At 68.0% G+C, this 15,991-nt stretch carries 12 protein-coding genes; 9 read left to right on the top strand and 3 right to left on the bottom strand.

Annotated elements, in window-relative coordinates; translation table 11 throughout:
- Window positions 1-46: 46 nt before the first annotated feature.
- From ABIB54_RS10755 to ABIB54_RS10745, 3 genes are all read right to left on the bottom strand, one after another.
- Entirely contained in the window at window positions 47-1,093 is a 1,047-nt protein-coding gene (locus tag ABIB54_RS10755) for an ATP-binding cassette domain-containing protein (RefSeq protein WP_354575503.1), read from the bottom strand.
- A 124-nt stretch (window positions 1,094-1,217) separates the two neighbouring features.
- Entirely contained in the window at window positions 1,218-2,813 is a 1,596-nt protein-coding gene (locus ABIB54_RS10750; protein ID WP_354575502.1) for a S53 family peptidase, read from the bottom strand.
- A 63-nt stretch (window positions 2,814-2,876) separates the two neighbouring features.
- A complete protein-coding gene (locus ABIB54_RS10745) occupies window positions 2,877-3,332 on the bottom strand; it encodes an SRPBCC family protein (RefSeq protein ID WP_354575501.1) in 456 nt (151 codons plus the stop codon).
- A 188-nt stretch (window positions 3,333-3,520) separates the two neighbouring features.
- On the opposite strand from ABIB54_RS10745, the gene ABIB54_RS10740 reads away from it, so the two are divergent.
- The 9 genes from ABIB54_RS10740 to ABIB54_RS10700 all read left to right on the top strand — a co-directional run bounded on the left by ABIB54_RS10740 (window position 3,521) and on the right by ABIB54_RS10700 (window position 15,986).
- The gene (locus tag ABIB54_RS10740) at window positions 3,521-4,192 is read left to right on the top strand and encodes a response regulator transcription factor (RefSeq protein WP_354575500.1); all 672 of its coding nucleotides are present in this window, start codon (window positions 3,521-3,523) and stop codon (window positions 4,190-4,192) included.
- Window positions 4,193-4,205: 13 nt separating this feature from the next.
- A complete protein-coding gene (locus ABIB54_RS10735) occupies window positions 4,206-5,579 on the top strand; it encodes a sensor histidine kinase (RefSeq protein WP_354575499.1) in 1,374 nt (457 codons plus the stop codon).
- Between the two features lie 120 nt (window positions 5,580-5,699).
- Window positions 5,700-7,316, top strand: coding sequence for a glycosyltransferase family 39 protein (locus ABIB54_RS10730; protein ID WP_354575498.1), 1,617 nt, complete (start codon window positions 5,700-5,702; stop codon window positions 7,314-7,316).
- Window positions 7,313-8,170 carry a polyprenol monophosphomannose synthase gene (locus ABIB54_RS10725; RefSeq protein WP_354575497.1) on the top strand — a complete coding sequence of 286 codons (858 nt, stop codon included), beginning with the start codon at window positions 7,313-7,315 and terminating at the stop codon, window positions 8,168-8,170. The genes ABIB54_RS10730 and ABIB54_RS10725 overlap by 4 nt, the downstream gene beginning before the upstream one ends.
- Window positions 8,160-8,669, top strand: coding sequence for a GtrA family protein (locus ABIB54_RS10720; RefSeq protein ID WP_354575496.1), 510 nt, complete (start codon window positions 8,160-8,162; stop codon window positions 8,667-8,669). The genes ABIB54_RS10725 and ABIB54_RS10720 overlap by 11 nt, the downstream gene beginning before the upstream one ends.
- Before the next feature lie 107 nt (window positions 8,670-8,776).
- Window positions 8,777-9,541: a DnaE2-dependent mutagenesis accessory factor ImuA' gene (imuA', locus tag ABIB54_RS10715; RefSeq protein ID WP_354575495.1), complete on the top strand. Its 765-nt coding sequence runs from the start codon at window positions 8,777-8,779 to the stop codon at window positions 9,539-9,541.
- A complete protein-coding gene (locus ABIB54_RS10710; RefSeq protein WP_354575494.1) occupies window positions 9,541-11,154 on the top strand; it encodes a DNA polymerase Y family protein in 1,614 nt (537 codons plus the stop codon). The genes imuA' and ABIB54_RS10710 overlap by 1 nt, the downstream gene beginning before the upstream one ends.
- 175 nt (window positions 11,155-11,329) lie before the next feature.
- Complete coding sequence (locus tag ABIB54_RS10705; protein WP_354575493.1) at window positions 11,330-14,773, top strand: error-prone DNA polymerase; 3,444 nt, start codon at window positions 11,330-11,332, stop codon at window positions 14,771-14,773.
- Between the two features lie 238 nt (window positions 14,774-15,011).
- A complete protein-coding gene (locus ABIB54_RS10700; RefSeq protein WP_354575492.1) occupies window positions 15,012-15,986 on the top strand; it encodes an SDR family NAD(P)-dependent oxidoreductase in 975 nt (324 codons plus the stop codon).
- Window positions 15,987-15,991: the final 5 nt, after the last annotated feature.

Genomic DNA, 15,991 nt, shown 5'->3' with positions numbered 1-15,991 from the left:
CCCGTTCCGGTGCTCGTGCCCAGCGGGGCGGTGCGCTCTGCGGTGGTCATGATCGGCTGTCCTCACTCTCTGCGGCGCGTTTCCCAGCGCGTTTCTCCTCGGCGCGTTTCTTCCTGCTCGGTGCGACATCCGCCGCCTCGACAGTGGCGGAGTGGCCGGTGAGCCGCAGGAAGACGTCGTCGAGAGTCGGACGCCGCATCCCGGCATCGAACAGTCGGATGTCGCGACTGCCGAGCTCCGCGAGGATCGACTGGAGCGCAACGGGCGCGTCCGAAGCGTTCACCGAGAGTTCGCGACCCTCCGCCGTCGTCACCGGCTCGGAATCGCCGAAGCGACGCAGCACCTCAACGGTCGCCTCGCTGTCGCCAGGGTCGACCAGGGTTATCTCGACCCGTTGACCCCCGATCGACGCCTTCAGCTCGTCGGAGGTACCTTTCGCGATGACCTTGCCGTCGTCGATCACCGAGATGCTGTCTGCCAGCTGGTCGGCTTCTTCCAGATATTGGGTCGTGAGCAGCACCGTCGTGCCCTGACCGACCAGGCTGTTGATGATGTCCCACATGCCCAGGCGGCTTCGTGGATCGAGCCCCGTCGTCGGTTCGTCGAGGAACAACACCTTCGGTCGGGTCACCAGGGCGCCGGCGAGGTCGATCCGTCGACGCATGCCTCCGGAGAAGCCCTTCACCGGACGATTCTTCGCCTCTTCGAGGTCGAACAGGGTGATGAGTTCCTGGGCGCGGATGCGGGACTGGGCCGCGCCGAGGTGATAGAGACGGCCGACCATATCGAGATTCTCGAACCCGGTGAGGTTTTCATCGACGGCGGCATACTGGCCGGAGACCCCGATGATCGGGCGGATGCGCTCTGGCTGGGTGAGCACGTCGATGCCGTCGATGCGCGCGCTGCCCGCCGTGGGACGGGTGAGCGTGGTGAGGACCTTCACCGTGGTGGTCTTGCCCGCACCGTTCGGCCCGAGAAGGGCGGTGACGGTGCCCTGGGGAACGGCGAGATCCAGCCCGTCAAGTGCGTGGACGGGCCCGGCACCCTTGGGGGTGTAGGTCTTGGTCAGGCCTGTCGCCTCGATGAACGCCATGAGCCGAGGGTAGCGATGGCCGGTGACACCGGGCAATGGTCCGCGGCAGTACGGCGATCAGACCGGCATTCGCACCGCGACGACGAACACGAGCAGCCTCGCCGGAAGCCTGCGGTTCGCAACTCTAGGCGGCGGAGGGAACCCGGGGTGGCGTCAGCGCGGCCAGCAATGCACCACCGTCGGGAACGCCGAGACCCGTGCAGGCATCCCATCCCGGTCCGGCGGCGAAAGCACCGTTGTTCCCCGCCGTGATATCGCGGAACCCGTTTTCGTGAGCCGCGACAGAGGCGAGCTCGTAGAGTCGCGGATGCAGCAGTCCGAATGGCGCCCCGGAGGCCTGGGCGAGGCGCGCCACCAGCGCCGCCCAGAGTGGGGCTACCGCGCTGGTACCGCCGTAGATCTTCTTCTCGCCATCCACCAGGACCTCGTACCCGGTGCTCGGGTCGGCTACTGCCGCGACATCCGGCACCCCACGTCCGGCGGTACCGCGGGATGATGCCGGCACGCCCGCGCGCTTCTGCCAGCTCGGGAGCGCGAAGACATCGCTCACGCCTCCCCCGGTCGCTCCGGCGCCCGCACCGTTGTTCCAGACGGTCTCCGAGATCACCCGTCCAGAGGAGGCCCGCAGGCTCGTGCCGCCGCAGGCGAGGACGTGGGGACTGGATGCCGGGAAGTCGGCATGGTTCCGCCCATCCGCAGCCCCGTCCGAGCTGCCGTTGTCCCCCGCCGCCGCGGTGACGGTGATGCCCAGGCTGGCGGCGTCGACGAAGGCCTGGTCGAGGGCGTGCCGTGCCTGGGCGGTCCAGGCGTCTTCGCTCTGTCCCCAGCTGATGCTGATCGCGGTGGGTGTGATCGCCGCGTGAGTGGCCTCGCTCACCGCGTCGACGAAACCGGCGTCGGTGTTGGGGGCGAAGTAGACCACGATATCGGCGCCCGGACTCAGTGCCCCGGCCACTTCGATGTCGAGCAGCACCTCGCCGTCCGCCCCCGCAGCGTCGGCCCCCGGAACGTTCCGCGCGCCATCGACGCCGATCGCTGCCACCTTCGGCCCGGTGATGCCGAGGCTCCCGAAATAGGAGTCCAATTCGGCCCGAGCGAAGCCGCCGCCCAGTTCGACGATCGCGATCGTCTGGCCCGTGCCGTCGAACTGCGGGGGGAAGTTGTAGATCTCGGCGAGATCGAGGGGCGTGTAGCTCACCGCCACCGCGCGAGCCTGCGCCACCCGGAACTCGGCGCGCGCCTGGGGGCGGTCGTCCAGCCCGAGCACAGCGGTGACGATGCCGTCGAGGGCGGCCGGCACCATCAGCATCCCGCTGCGGTTGCGATGTTGCACCTCGGCGCCATCGCTCGCCCGGCTCGTGACCGATTCGAGATGGGTGCCGAATACGCGCCCGAGGGTGATCGCCGAGCCGGAGATCCGAATCCGGCGGGAGGCGATGTCCGATGACATGACCCGGATGCCGAGGCCCTCGAGAGTCGTCGTGACGAGCTCGACGTCCGCGGCATCCGCACCCATCGTGGCCTCGAATTCCTTGCGACCCAGACGAACCGAGGGATCGAAACTCGCCCCGGCGCGCCGCCGCAACACCACTGTCACCTCGATGGCCGTGCCCTCTGGCGATGGCACGGCGGCCGGCGCGATCACGTCGGCCGACTGGCGGTTGCTTCCCGGGAGTTGAACAAGGGGCAGGTCGGGGAAGGTATCGGAGTGTTCGGACATGGTTACGGTCTACCGGTACGTCTACCGAGAATCAAGATGCGCCGGCAAGCTCGCAGTCGTGGCTCAGTTGCTCACGTCGCCGCGCCAGGCGCCCTGTTCGCTGCCCTGCTCCTCGATGAACTTCTTGAAGTTCTTGAGGTCGCCCTTGACGCTCGCGTCATCGATGCCCAGCACGGCGCCGGCCTTCTCGACCAGTCCTTCCGGCTCCCAGTCCAACTGCACGGTGACGCGACTGGTGCTGTCGTCGAGCTTGTGGAAAGTGACCACGCCGGCCTGCGTGACGTCCCCACCGGTGCTCTTCCAGGCCACCCGCTCGTCGGGGTGTTGCTCCGTGATCTCGGCGTCGAACTGGCGCTCCGCTCCTCCGACCTTCACGACCCAGTGGTTGTGGGTGTCGTCGATCTGGGAGATGGACTCGACGAAGCTGAGGAAGTGCGGGAAGCTTTCGAACTGGGTCCACTGGTTGTAGGCGGTCGTGACGGGAACATCCACGTCGATGGTTTGGATGACCTGGGCCATTGTTTTCTCCTTCTGATCGGTGATGCGCCGAACGGTACGGACCTCCCGCCGGCCCGGGCTCGGCGCCCAGCAGAATTCCAGCCTTGGGGCGCGAGGGTTGACCCGGCGTGCGCGGGAGGGTACCCGCGGGCAAAAGGTGCGAGCATTGCAGCATTCGCTTGTCAGGCGGATCGAAGGAGACAGAACCGGTGAAGATCCTGGTGGTGGAGGACGATCCGCAGATGGGCGCGCTCATCGAGCGCGGTCTCGCCGCGGAGGGCTACGACATCCACGTCGTCGACAACGGGGTGGATGCCCTGATCGCGGTCTCCACCGAGGAGTTCTCGCTCGCTGCGATCGACGTAATGCTTCCGCAGATGTCTGGATTCGAGATCTGCCGGCGCATCCGCCAGTCGGGGAGTTCGATGCCGTTGCTTCTGCTGACCGCGCGCGATGCGGTGGAGGATCGGGTGTTCGGCCTCGACGCGGGAGCCGACGACTACCTCACCAAGCCCTTCGCCTTCGCCGAGCTGAGTGCGCGGGTGCGAGCGCTGCTTCGCCGGGATGCCAGCGGCGACAAGCTCGTGCTCACCGTCGGTGGTCTCCGCATCGATTCGCTCGCGGTCGCGGTGAGTGTCGGTGGGCATCCGCTCTCGATGAGTCCGAAGGAGTTCGCACTCCTCCGTCTGCTCGCCGGGGACGCCGGTTCGGTGGTCAGTCGCACGCGAATCCTCGAAGAGGTGTGGGGGTCGACCCAGAACATCGATCCCAACATCGTCGACCAGTACGTGAGCTACCTGCGCCGCAAACTCGAACCCCTCGCTTCCGGGGTGCGGATCGTCACCAAGCGCGGCTCCGGCTACCTGCTCGAGACCCTGTGACCCGGACGCGGCAGTGAGAATCCTCCGCCACGTCACCATCAGGTGGCGTATCACCATCGGCACCCTGGTGATCGCGATCGTGCTTGCCACCGCCGCGGTGGTTGTCTTCCGCGCACAGGTGGAACACATCCTCAGCACCACCACGACAACCCTGCTGAGTCATGATGCGGCCCCCTACGTCACAGACATCACCGATAACGGGACACCGAGCTTCGAACGGGCTGGCACCGGGCAGCTGGTTGCCGTGATCGATCCCGCCGGCACCGTGGTGGAATCGAGCCTGCCACGGACCCTCGAAAGCCGGGTGGCGGAGATCGTCAAACTCCCCGACAATACGAACACCGTGGTCAATGCGGATGACTCCTATCGGGTGTACAACGCGACGGTGATAACGAACCAGGGCACCTGGACGATCATCACCGCCCGCAATGAAGACTCATCGATCCTCTCCCTCGACCGCATTACCCAGGCGCTGATGATCGGTGCCCTCGTGATCGTGATCGGGTTCGGTGTGGCCTCCTGGCTGCTCACCGGCGCGGCCCTGCGACCCGTCGACCGCATGCGCAAGCAGGCGGAGGCCCTCGTCGCACAGGGATCGACCGAGCCCCTGCCGATCGGCTCCGCCACCGATGAGCTCTCCGAGCTCGCGACGACACTCAACCTGTTCATCAGCGACGTTCGGCAGTCCGTCGACCGGGAACGCCAACTGGTCTCGGATGCCAGCCACGAGTTGCGTACCCCCCTCGCCATCCTCATGGCGCAACTCGAACTCGCGCATCTCTCCCACGGGGACGCCGACGCCCTCGAGGCCCAGATCGTGAGCGCCCAGCGCTCCGTCGCACGCCTGTCCGGGCTCGCAACAGGACTTCTCGAGCTGTCGCAGCTCGAGGCCCGGGCACCGGACATCCGGAGCAGTTGGACGCAGCTGGCCGATGAACTCGCCGCGGCCGTCGACCGTGCCCGGATGGTCGCCGTGGCCAGCACCGTGACCATCGACTTCGACGTCGCCGGTGAACCGACGGACTCCAGCTATCTCATCGCGGTGGAGAACTTCGGACGCATCATCAACAACCTCACCAGCAATGCGATCGCCGCCCAGCCGCACGGGGGTTCGGTGCGAATCGCGCTCCGGCACTCCGACCGCGAGCTCTTGCTCACCGTCGTCGATTCCGGGCCAGGGATGCCGGAGAGCTTCCTGCCCGTGGCTTTCGACCGGTTCAGCAGACCGGATGCCGCCCGCGCGGCCAATAACGGCGGAAGCGGCCTCGGGCTGGCCATCGTGCAGGCCATCGTGCAGGCCGCCAATGGCTCGGTGACCCTGTCGAATGCCGCCGGTTTCACCGTGACGGTATCGCTGCCGGCACTGGCCACGAATGGGGCGCACTAGCCCAACCTGTATGGATTCTCACGCCGACGGGTGCGGATCTGCACAGAACGCCAAGTCCCGCTGTCGAGGATGAAGTCGTACCGGTTGCCGCCGGAGCACATCATCCGAGGGGGACGGCGCGTGAGCACCACCGAAATCGGCACCGGCGCAGCAGATACCGGAGCGATCGAGATCGATGCGGTCGACCATGCCGAGGCGGTTCGCCGTTCCGAGCGACAGAGTGGCACGAGATTCGGGGGCCAGCGGCCGTCTCGCTGGTTCGGTGCGGACGCGGGCATCGGTCCCGTCGCTGCGCTTCTCGGTGCGGCCGGTTGGCTGTTCACCTTCATCGGCTCCTGGATCCCGGCATTCTGGGGAGACGAAGCGGCAAGCGTCATGTCGGCGGAGCGACCACTGGCCACGATCTGGCGGGAACTGGGACGGGTCGACGCCGTTCACGGCGCGTACTACCTGTTCCTGCACTTCTGGATCGATGCCTTCGGCGCATCAGAGCTATCGGTGCGGCTGCCGAGCACCATCGCGGCCGGTGTCGCGGTCGCGGGCACTGTGGTGCTCGCCCACCGACTGTTCGCGCGCTCCACGTCCCCCCGGTCGGTCGCCGTGGTGGCGGGCCTCGTCATGATCCTGCTCCCCCGGGTGAGCTACATGGCCGCGGAAGGCCGGTCCTACGCGATCGGAACGGCGGTCGCCACCTGGCTGACGGTGCTCTTCGTCACACTCCTGCAGCGCCGCGTCACCCGCCGATTGCCGTGGATCGGTTTCGCCCTCCTCTTCGCCGCCTCGATCTACGTCTTCCTCTACCTCGTGCTGCTCGCCGTGGTCTTCGCGGTCGCGCTCCTCGCCGCCCGCCCCGGCCGGGCCGTCATCCGTCGCTGGTTCTCAGCGGTCACGGCGGGGGTGCTTCTCGCGGCGCCCGTCATCGTCTACGCCCTCGGCGAGCATGGCCAGATCTCCTTCCTCGATCGCCGCAACTACGTCACCTTCACCCGGATGTTCGTGATCCAGTGGTTCGGCAACCCCTGGCTCGCACTCGCCTGCTGGGCGCTGATCGTTGTCGCCGTCGTCGCACTCATCCGCTCGCGCGACCGGGCGGTCGCCCTCCTGCTCGGCTGGGTGGTGCTGCCGATGGGGCTCCTCATTTTCGGCAATGCCGTCGTCGCTCCGATGTACACGATCCGCTACCTGTCCTTCTGCACGCCGGCGGTCTCGATCCTCGTGGCCTTCGGAGTGTGCGCGCTCTTCAGCCGCGGAGCCGCCGCGGGCTGGATCCGTGCCGCTGCGGTACTCGCCCTCCTGGCACTCGCCCTGCCGACGGACGTCTTCCAGCGCACCGAGTTCGCCAAAGACGGCGGAAGCGACCTGCGTCAGGCCGCCCAGGTGATCGGATCGCAGGCGAAAGCGGGTGATGCCGTCGTCTTCGATGAGACGGCGAAACCCTCCCGCAAACCGCGACTCGCCCTCCACCTCTACCCGCAGTACTTCACCGGGCTCTCCGATGTCACGCTGCGCACCCCCTACACGCAGCGCTCCGGCATCTGGGATTCGGTGTGGCCGATCGCGGCCATCGCCCCGTCCCTCCAGACGACATCCACCGTCTGGGATCTCGAGCTCTCCACCCCGGGATCGACCGCGATCCCGGCCAACATCGCCGCTCTCGAACGACTGGGCTACTCGATTTCACGCCAGATACCCGTCCATCGAACCGTCGTCTACGAACTCACCCGGGAGACACCATGAACCAGACAGAGAACCGCACCCTCGTGGTCGTGCCGACCTACAACGAGCGGGAGAACATCGCCGAGATCATCGCGCGCGTCCTTCGGTGTGCTCCCGGTGTCGACGTGCTCGTCGTCGACGACAATTCCCCCGACGGGACCGGCGCGATGGCGTCGGCACTCGCCTCGGGTCATGACCGGATCAACGTCTTGCACCGGGCCGGCAAGGAAGGACTCGGCGCCGCCTACCGGGCCGGGTTCGCGTGGGGTCTCGAGCGCGGCTACGAGCGCCTGGTCGAGATGGATGCCGACGGCTCCCATCAGCCGGAGCAGCTCGAACGCCTCCTCTCCGCGCTCGACGATGCGGACGTCGTGCTCGGGTCCCGCTGGGTACGCGGCGGCTCCGTGGTCAACTGGCCCCTCAAGCGCATCATCCTCTCCCAGGGAGGCAGCCTGTACGCACGGATCGCCCTCGGGCTCCCGGTGCGGGACATCACCGGCGGCTTCCGGGCCTTCACCGCCGACGCGCTGCGCGAGATCGGCTACCAGGATGTGCTGAGCCAGGGCTACTGCTTCCAGATCGACATGCTCTGGAAGGCATACAGCGCGGGCTTGCGCGTCTCCGAAGTGCCCATCACCTTCGTGGAGCGTGTCCACGGCGAGTCGAAGATGAGCTCCGGCATTGTGAAGGAAGCCATCCTGCGGGTCACGCTCTGGGGTCTCCAGGGCCTCCCCGCGCGGCTGAGAGGCGACCACCGGTCGGCCGTCGCCGCGGCATCCGCTCTGCGACTCGCTCGCGAGCAGGCCGATTCGCGGGCCGCGGAGGTGCGCGTGCTTCGCACGACTTTGGGCGGGGAGCGCAATCGTGTCGCGTGACTCTCGCAGAGCGCTCGTGCGGCAGCTTCTGAGCTTCGGGCTCGTCGGGGGTGTCGGCCTCGTCGTCGACATCGTGGTGTTCAACGCGCTGCGCACTACCGTGTTCGAGCCTCATCTCGTTCACGGTGGCCCGATCATCGCCAAGGTGATCTCCACGTCGATCGCTATCGTGGTCAACTGGATCGGCAACCGTTACTGGACCTTCCGCACCGAGCGTCGAATGACGAGCCGCGCGGCCGTGTTGCGTGAGGGGGTCGAGTTCGCCGTGGTGAGCCTGATCGGCGCGGGAATCGCCCTCGGCTGTCTCTGGATCTCGCACTACGCGCTGGGCTTCACCTCGGTTCTCGACGACAACCTCGCGACCAACGTGGTCGGTCTCGCGCTCGGTACGGCTTTCCGGTTCGCCCTGTACCGGTTCTGGGTCTTCTCCGGACACCGTCGCGGCGCTTCCGTCGCCGTCGCTCCCCTGGCTTCGCGCAGTGAGGTACTCGCTCCGTAGATCGTCCGCGGCCGCTGCACTCTCGGCTCGGCAACCCGTTCCCGCGACACGCCGTACGGATGTCGGTGGCAATTGACATATTCGAATGTATGTTCGAATATGAGGGAATGGCCTCCGCAGCAGCAGTTCTCGACGACTCGCCCACGCGAGCCACCGTCGAAGAGCTTCAGGCGCGCATCCGTTCGATGCAGGCGACCACTCTCGATACTCGCACGATCCCCACTCACCCGGCGATCGCCGGTCTGCTGCCCGGCGGGGGGCTCAAAGAGGGCGCGACCTACTCGGTGGATAATTCCGCGACGCTGCTCATGGCGCTGCTCGCCGGTCCCTCTGCGGCGGGTTCGTGGTGCGGTGTCATCGGCGTCCCCGAGTTCGGGGTGGAGGCTGCCCAGCATTTCGGCATCGACCTTGAGCGGCTCGTGCTTGTGCCGCATCCCGGCGAGCAGTGGCTCGGCGTCACCGCGGCGATCGCCGATGTGCTCGGGGTGGTCGTCACCCGGCCGCCCAAGCGAGCGAGCGACTCGAGTGTCGCGCGCCTGAGCGCCCGGCTGAGGCAGCGCGGGGCGACCCTCATCGTGCTGGGGCCATGGCCGCAGAGCGAGGCGATGCTGAGCCTCTCCGACAGTCGCTGGAGCGGTATCGGCCAGGGCAACGGTCATCTCAGCGCCCGGCAGGCCACGGTCACGGTCTCCAGTCGCGCCGGGCGCCCGCGGAGTGCGCGTCTGTGGCTGCCCGATCTCAACGAGCAGTTCTCCGAGGTCGACAGGTTCACCCAGCCGGAGACGAGCAACCGGCACGAGGCTCATCTGCACGAGGCGTACCGGCACGAGGCTCATCTTCGCGAGGCTCATCTTCACGAAGCGACGGCCTGATGCGTCGCACCACCACTCTTTCCCCGCCCGGCGCCCCCCTGCGCACCATCGTGCTGTGGTGCCCCGACTGGCCCATCACTGCTGCGCTGCGCCTCGCGGGCACCGGCACAGGCACCGGCAGCAATCCGACCGCAGCGGATGCCCTACTCGCCCTCATCGACGCCGGCCAGGTCTTCGCCTGCTCGGCATCGGCGCGCGGTGAGGGGGTGCGGCGCGGACTCCGGCTGCGCGAAGCCCAGGCCCGCTGTCCGGAACTCCGGGTGCTCGACTACGATCCCGCGCTCGACATCCGCGCCTTCGAGCCGGTGCTCGAGGCGATCGAGGAGACGATGCCCGGAGCCCAGGTGCTGCGTCCGGGAACCTGTGCGGTACGGGCCCGCGGACCCGCCCGCTATTACGGCGGCGAGGAGGAGGCGGCGCTGTGGCTGCTCGATGCGCTCGATGCGCTCGGCATCCACGGTTCACGGGTCGGTATCGCCGATGGGCCATTCACCGCGGAGCATGCGGCGCGCAGCCCTCAGCGGCAACGCATCCGCATCGTGCCGGAGGGAGGATCCGCCGAGTTCCTCTCGGGCATGCCAGTGGGGCTGCTCGGCGAAGAGGCCCTCGCCACCCTCCTGCGACGGCTGGGCATCCGCACTCTCGGTGAGTTCGCCCTGCTCGAACCACGGGATGTCGAGCAGCGTTTCGGAGACACCGGCACCCGGGTGCATGCGCTCGCCCGCGGTCTCGACAGTCGTGCCGTCGTGCCCCGGATCGTGCCGGAGGAACTCGACAGCGCGGTGGGCTTCGAACCGCCACTCGACCGCATCGACCAGGTGACCTTCGGCTTCCGCGCATCCGCAGATCGCTTCATCGAGAAGTTGGTGCAGGCACGGCTCGTCTGCACCTCGATCCGCGTCGAGGTGGACTCGGAGTCGGGAGAGCTGTCGGAGCGCACCTGGCTGCATCCGCGCTCTTTCACGGCGGCGGATGTGGTGGACCGGGTGCGCTGGCAACTGCAGGGCAGCGGCACCATCGCCGGAAACCCATTCGGCAGTGGTCTGAGCTCCGGGATCATCCGGGTGCGGGTCGTGCCAGAGAGCGTCGACGCCATCGGCAACCACGAAGAGGGGCTGTGGGGCACCGGGCATGACGAACGGATCCACCACGGGCTCTCGCGGGTGCAGAGCATGCTCGGGCATGGCGCCGTGCTCACCGCCGCGATCGGGGGCGGACGCACCCTGCTCGACCGCCAGAGTCTCGTGGCGTGGGGGGACCGCACCGAGACGGCGAAGCCCGACGGTCTTCCCTGGCCCGGTCAACTGCCCACCCCGACGCCCGGCACCGTGTTCGAGGCACCCCAGCCGGCGATGGTGATCGACTCCGCGGGCAGTGCCGTCGACCTGGATGAGCGCGGAGTGCTCTCCGGCGTTCCTGCCAGGTTCTCCACCGATGGCCGCACCCTGCATCCCGTTGCGGCCTGGGCCGGCCCCTGGATCATCGACGAGCGCTGGTGGGACGCCGACAGCTTTCGCCGGGCGAGCCGTTTCCAGGTCGTGGACGATGCCGGGGTGGCCTGGTTGCTCGTGCTCGACAGTCGCGTGTGGTGGGCCGAAGCGAGGTACGACTGATGGGCGTGGAGTGCCGCGCGTGCCGCCCGTGCCGCCCGTGCTCCCCGTGTTCCCCGTCCTCCCCGCGATCCGGGCGAATGCGGTCATTCCGGGTCGGCACGCCAGCCCGGGATGACCGCATTCGCCCACTTTCGCGCGCAGGCAGCCGGCAGGGCAGCCGGCAGGGAGGCGACTGATGGCTTGGAACAACCCGCCGATCCCCTGGTCAGAGTTCGAGAAGGCGCTGTCCGACGTTCGGCGACCCCGAGAGGTGCCGGTGAGGGCGGATGGCGGCGACAGCCCCGGTTGGTCGCACAAGCGTGGCGCCTATGAGGCGCCACTCGAGACAGTGCAGGCACCGGCGGGCGATCTGGTGCCGTACGCCGAGTTGCACGCCCACTCGAGCTTCAGCTTCCTCGACGGGGCGTCCTCCCCCGAACAGTTGCTCGAGGAGTCCTCCCGGCTCGGGCTGCACGCCCTCGCGATGACCGATCACGACGGCTTCTACGGGGTCGTGCGCCTCGCGGAGGCGGCGGAGCAGCATCCGCAGATCGACACGGTCTTCGGTGCCGAGCTCTCTCTCGGCCTCAGCCGACCCCAGAACGGCTCCGCCGATCCGGAGGGCAGCCACCTGCTCGTGCTCGCCCGCCGCGAGGAGGGCTATCACCGGCTAGCTGGCGCACTCACCGCTGCCCAGCTCGCCGGGCTCGAGAAGGGGCGTCCGGTCTACGACCTCGACGAGCTCGCCGCCCGCGCGGAGGGGCACTGGGCGATCCTCACCGGGTGCCGCAAGGGCGCCGTGCGGCAGGCTCTCGAGGAGTCCCCCGCGGCCGCGACCCGGCAGATCGACCGGCTCGTCGACCTGTTCGGCCACCGCAACGTGATCGTCGAGTTGTTCGATCACGGCACCCCGCTCGCCAGCGACCACAACGATGCGCTCTTCGAGATCGCGGGGAGGCGCGGGCTTCAGGTGGTTGCCACCGGCAACGTGCACTACGCGCGGCCGGAGCAGTACCGGCTGGCGTCGGCCCTTGCGGCGGTGCGCGCCCGTCGCAGCCTCGACGACATGGATGGCTGGCTGCCGGCATCCGGAGCGGCCCATCTGCGCTCCGGAGCCGAGATGGCGGCGCGATTCGCCCGCTATCCCGGTGCCGTCGAGCACACCGTCGTGATCGCCGATGAGCTCTCGTTCCAGTTACGGCGGGCACGTCCCAAGCTGCCGAAACAGCAGGTTCCCGAGGGGCACACCCCGATGAGCTACCTCCGCCACCTGGTCTGGGATGCCGTGCCGGTGCGCTACCCGCAGCTCGCCCCCTCGGAGCGCGACCGTATCGCCCACGAACTCGACGTGATCGAGGCGAAGGACTTCCCGGGCTACTTCCTCATCGTCTGGGACATCGTGAAGTTCGCGCGGGATCGCGGCATCCTCTGCCAGGGCCGTGGGTCGGCCGCGAACTCCGCGGTCTGCTACCTGCTCAACATCACCGCCGTCGACCCGATCGGCTACAAACTGCCGTTCGAGCGCTTCCTCTCGAGCATGCGGGAGGAGGAGCCCGACATCGACGTCGACTTCGACTCCAACCGGCGTGAGGAGGCGATCCAGTACGTCTACGAGAAATACGGTCGGCAGAACGCGGCGCAGGTGGCCAACGTGATCCAGTACCGGCCCAAATTCGCGGTGCGGGATATGGCGAAGGCGCTCGGAGCGAGCCCTGGCCAGCAGGATGCGTGGTCGAAGCAGGTTGAGCGCCACGGTGCGCTGCTCTCGAGTGTCGACCACGACATCCCGGATGCGGTGACGAACCTCGCCCTCGAGGCCTTGAAGCTCCCGAGACACCTGGGCATCCACTCCGGCGGCATGGTGCTCACCGATCGGCCCGTCGGCGAGGTCTGCCCGATCGAGCACGGTCGCATGGACGGCCGGACGGTGCTGCAGTGGGACAAGGACGACTGCGCCTGGATGGGGCTGGTCAAGTTCGATCTGCTCGGGCTCGGCATGCTCAACGCCATCCAGCACACGTTCGACCTCGTGCGGGAGCATCTGGGTGAAGAGTGGGAGCTCGCCACGATCCCCAAGGAGGAGCAGGGCGTCTATGACCAGCTCTGTCGCGCTGACTCGATCGGAGTGTTCCAGGTGGAGAGCCGAGCCCAGATGGGCCTGCTCCCCCGGTTGCAGCCGCGCAAGTTCTACGACCTCGTGGTGCAGATCGCGATGGTGCGGCCGGGGCCCATCCAGGGTGGGGCGGTGCATCCGTTCGTGCGGCGCAAGCTCGGCGAGGAGGCGATCACCTACCAGCATCCGAAGCTGAAGGAGCCGCTGGAGCGCACTCTGGGCATACCGGTGTTTCAAGAACAGCTGATGCAGATGGCCATGGCCGTTGGAGGCTGCAGCGCGGATGACGCGGACCTGCTGCGCCGCGCGATGGGATCCAAGCGCGGGCAGGAGAAGATCGCCTCGCTCAGGGCCACTCTCTACAGGGGGATGGCGAGCAACGGCATCGTGGGAGAGGTCGCCGACGACATCTACGCCAAGATCGAGGCCTTCGCCAACTTCGGTTTCGCCGAGAGCCACAGCCTCAGCTTCGGGCTGCTCGTGTACGCGAGCTCCTGGCTGAGACTGCACTATCCCGGGGCCTTTCTCGCGTCGCTGTTGCGCGCCCAGCCGATGGGCTTCTATTCGCCGCTCTCCCTGGTGGCGGATGCCCGCAGGCACGGTGTCGAGGTGAGGCGTCCCGACATCCTGCGGTCGGGCTGGCAGCCGGGGCTGGAGGCGGGTCCCGCTGGTCGAGTAGCGCCGTCTACGGCGCGTGTCGAGACCCCACCACTCGCCGGGCCGACGGGCACCGACTCCTGCCTCGACCGCATCCAGCCCCCGGTCGGCAGCTACGACCGCAAAGCACACTTCGACACCGACGACCACCGTCGCGACGGAGCCCTCGCGGTGCGACTCGGTCTCGCCGAGGTCACCGGCATCGGGGAGACTCTCGCGAAGAAGATCGTCGCCGATCGCGAGGAGAACGGCGACTTCACCCACCTCGCAAACCTCGTGCGCCGCGTGGGGCTCACCACCCCCCAGCTCGAGGCTCTCGCCGCTGCCGGCGCCTTCGAGTCGCTCGGTCTCAGCATGCGGGAAGCGCTCTGGGCCGCGGGAGATGCCGCGCGGGATAGGGAGGAGTTTCTCGCCGGCAGCATGGTCTCTGTTCAGCCGCCGCTGTTCTCCATGCCCAGCACCTCGGAGGTGCTTGCCTCCGACCTCTGGGCCACCGGAATCTCCCCCGACGATCACCCGCTCCGTTACCTGCGTGACTCGCTCCGGCAGCGCGGGGCCCTTCGCTCCGATGACCTGAAGACGGCGGAATCCGGCCGTCGCATCGAGGTGGGCGGCGTCGTGACCCACCGGCAACGGCCCGCAACAGCGAGCGGCATCACCTTCATGAACCTCGAGGATGAGAGCGGGCTCGTCAACGTGATCTGCAGCGTCGGGGTGTGGAACCGTTACCGCCGTGTCGCCAGGGACTCCCCCGCGCTCATCGTGCGCGGCATTCTCGAGCGCTCGCCCGAGGGCGTCACGAACCTGCTCGCCGATCGTCTCGAAGCGTTGCCGATGTCGACCCGCACGGCCTCCCGCGACTTCCGCTGAACACGCGAGCGACCGAGAGACCGAGCGACCGAGAGACTCCGCCGCCGAAAACCCGCACAGGTGACGACCACGGGGGCACTGCCGGCGGTGGGAAGCAGCGAGCGGTCGCGCTCCGTTCTGCGAAGCTGTGCCGCGGCGGGACCGCCCCGATTCGGGCAGGCGTTTGCTGGCGACGGATGGGCCGAGAGGCGCGGCAACCGGCCATGAGATGTCGAGACTGCGGGGTTAGCATGACCTCATGAACACTGCACAGCATCCTCTTCCCTCCGGTTTCGGACCCCGAACGACAGCGGCGGAGGTCGTGGCCGGCATCGATCTGAAGGGAAAGCTGGCCATCGTCACTGGCGGCTACTCCGGGCTCGGCATCGAGACGGTCGCCGCCCTCGTCGGCGCAGGAGCCACCGTGATCGTGCCGGCTCGACGCCCGGAGGTGGCCCGTGCCGCACTCGACGCGCGCGGCTTGGCTGCCGTCGAGGTCGCCGCGCTGGATCTCGCCGACCTCGACAGCGTGCGGGCGTTCGCCGAGGACTTCCTCTCGACCGACCGCAGCCTCGACATCCTGATCGACAATGCCGCGATCATGGCCTCCCCGGAGATGCGGGTCGGCCCCGGCTGGGAGTCGCAGTTCGCCACGAACCATCTCGGGCACTACGTGCTCGCGAACCTGCTCTGGCCCGCGCTGAAGCGAGACGGCGGTGCACGGGTGATCGCGCTCTCCTCCACCGGGCATAAGCTCTCCGGAATCCGTTTCGACGACCCGCAGTTCGAGACCGGCTACGACAAGTGGCAGGCCTACGGGCAAGCGAAGACGGCCGACAGTCTGTTCGCCATCCAACTCGATACGCTCGGTGCCCCCTTCGGTGTGCGGGCCTTCGCCGTGCATCCCGGCGGAATCATGACAGAGCTGCAACGCCACCTCCCTCGTGAGGAGATGATCGCCTCCGGCTGGATGACCGAGGACGGCACGGTGAACGATCGCTTCAAGACTCCCGAGCAAGGCGCGGCCACCTCAGTCTGGGCCGCGACATCGCCGCAGCTGGACGGCAGGGGTGGGCTCTACCTCGAGGACTGCGACATCGCCGAGCCGACCGTCGCTGGCACCCCAGAGGCCCGGGTTCGCGGAGTCGATGCTCACGCGATCGATCCGGCGGATGCCGAGCGGCTGTGGGCACTCTCCGCCGAGCTCACCGGCGTCGACGCGTTCGCCGGTTAGCGACC

The sequence above is a fragment of the Frigoribacterium sp. UYMn621 genome, assembly GCF_040549525.1.
GTDB lineage: Bacteria > Actinomycetota > Actinomycetes > Actinomycetales > Microbacteriaceae > Lacisediminihabitans.
This window is presented reverse-complemented; position numbering and strand designations above follow the sequence as displayed.

What these genes read in the sequence shown, in the direction of transcription:
- ABIB54_RS10725 (WP_354575497.1), top strand. Translation starts at nt 7,313, where the DNA reads ATGAACCAGACAGAGAACCGCACCCTCGTGGTCGTGCCGACCTACAAC.
- ABIB54_RS10705 (WP_354575493.1), top strand. Translation starts at nt 11,330, where the DNA reads ATGGCTTGGAACAACCCGCCGATCCCCTGGTCAGAGTTCGAGAAGGCG.
- ABIB54_RS10745 (WP_354575501.1), bottom strand. Translation starts at nt 3,332, where the DNA reads ATGGCCCAGGTCATCCAAACCATCGACGTGGATGTTCCCGTCACGACC.
- ABIB54_RS10700 (WP_354575492.1), top strand. Translation starts at nt 15,012, where the DNA reads ATGAACACTGCACAGCATCCTCTTCCCTCCGGTTTCGGACCCCGAACG.
- ABIB54_RS10755 (WP_354575503.1), bottom strand. Translation starts at nt 1,093, where the DNA reads ATGGCGTTCATCGAGGCGACAGGCCTGACCAAGACCTACACCCCCAAG.
- ABIB54_RS10750 (WP_354575502.1), bottom strand. Translation starts at nt 2,813, where the DNA reads ATGTCCGAACACTCCGATACCTTCCCCGACCTGCCCCTTGTTCAACTC.
- ABIB54_RS10710 (WP_354575494.1), top strand. Translation starts at nt 9,541, where the DNA reads ATGCGTCGCACCACCACTCTTTCCCCGCCCGGCGCCCCCCTGCGCACC.
- imuA' (WP_354575495.1), top strand. Translation starts at nt 8,777, where the DNA reads ATGGCCTCCGCAGCAGCAGTTCTCGACGACTCGCCCACGCGAGCCACC.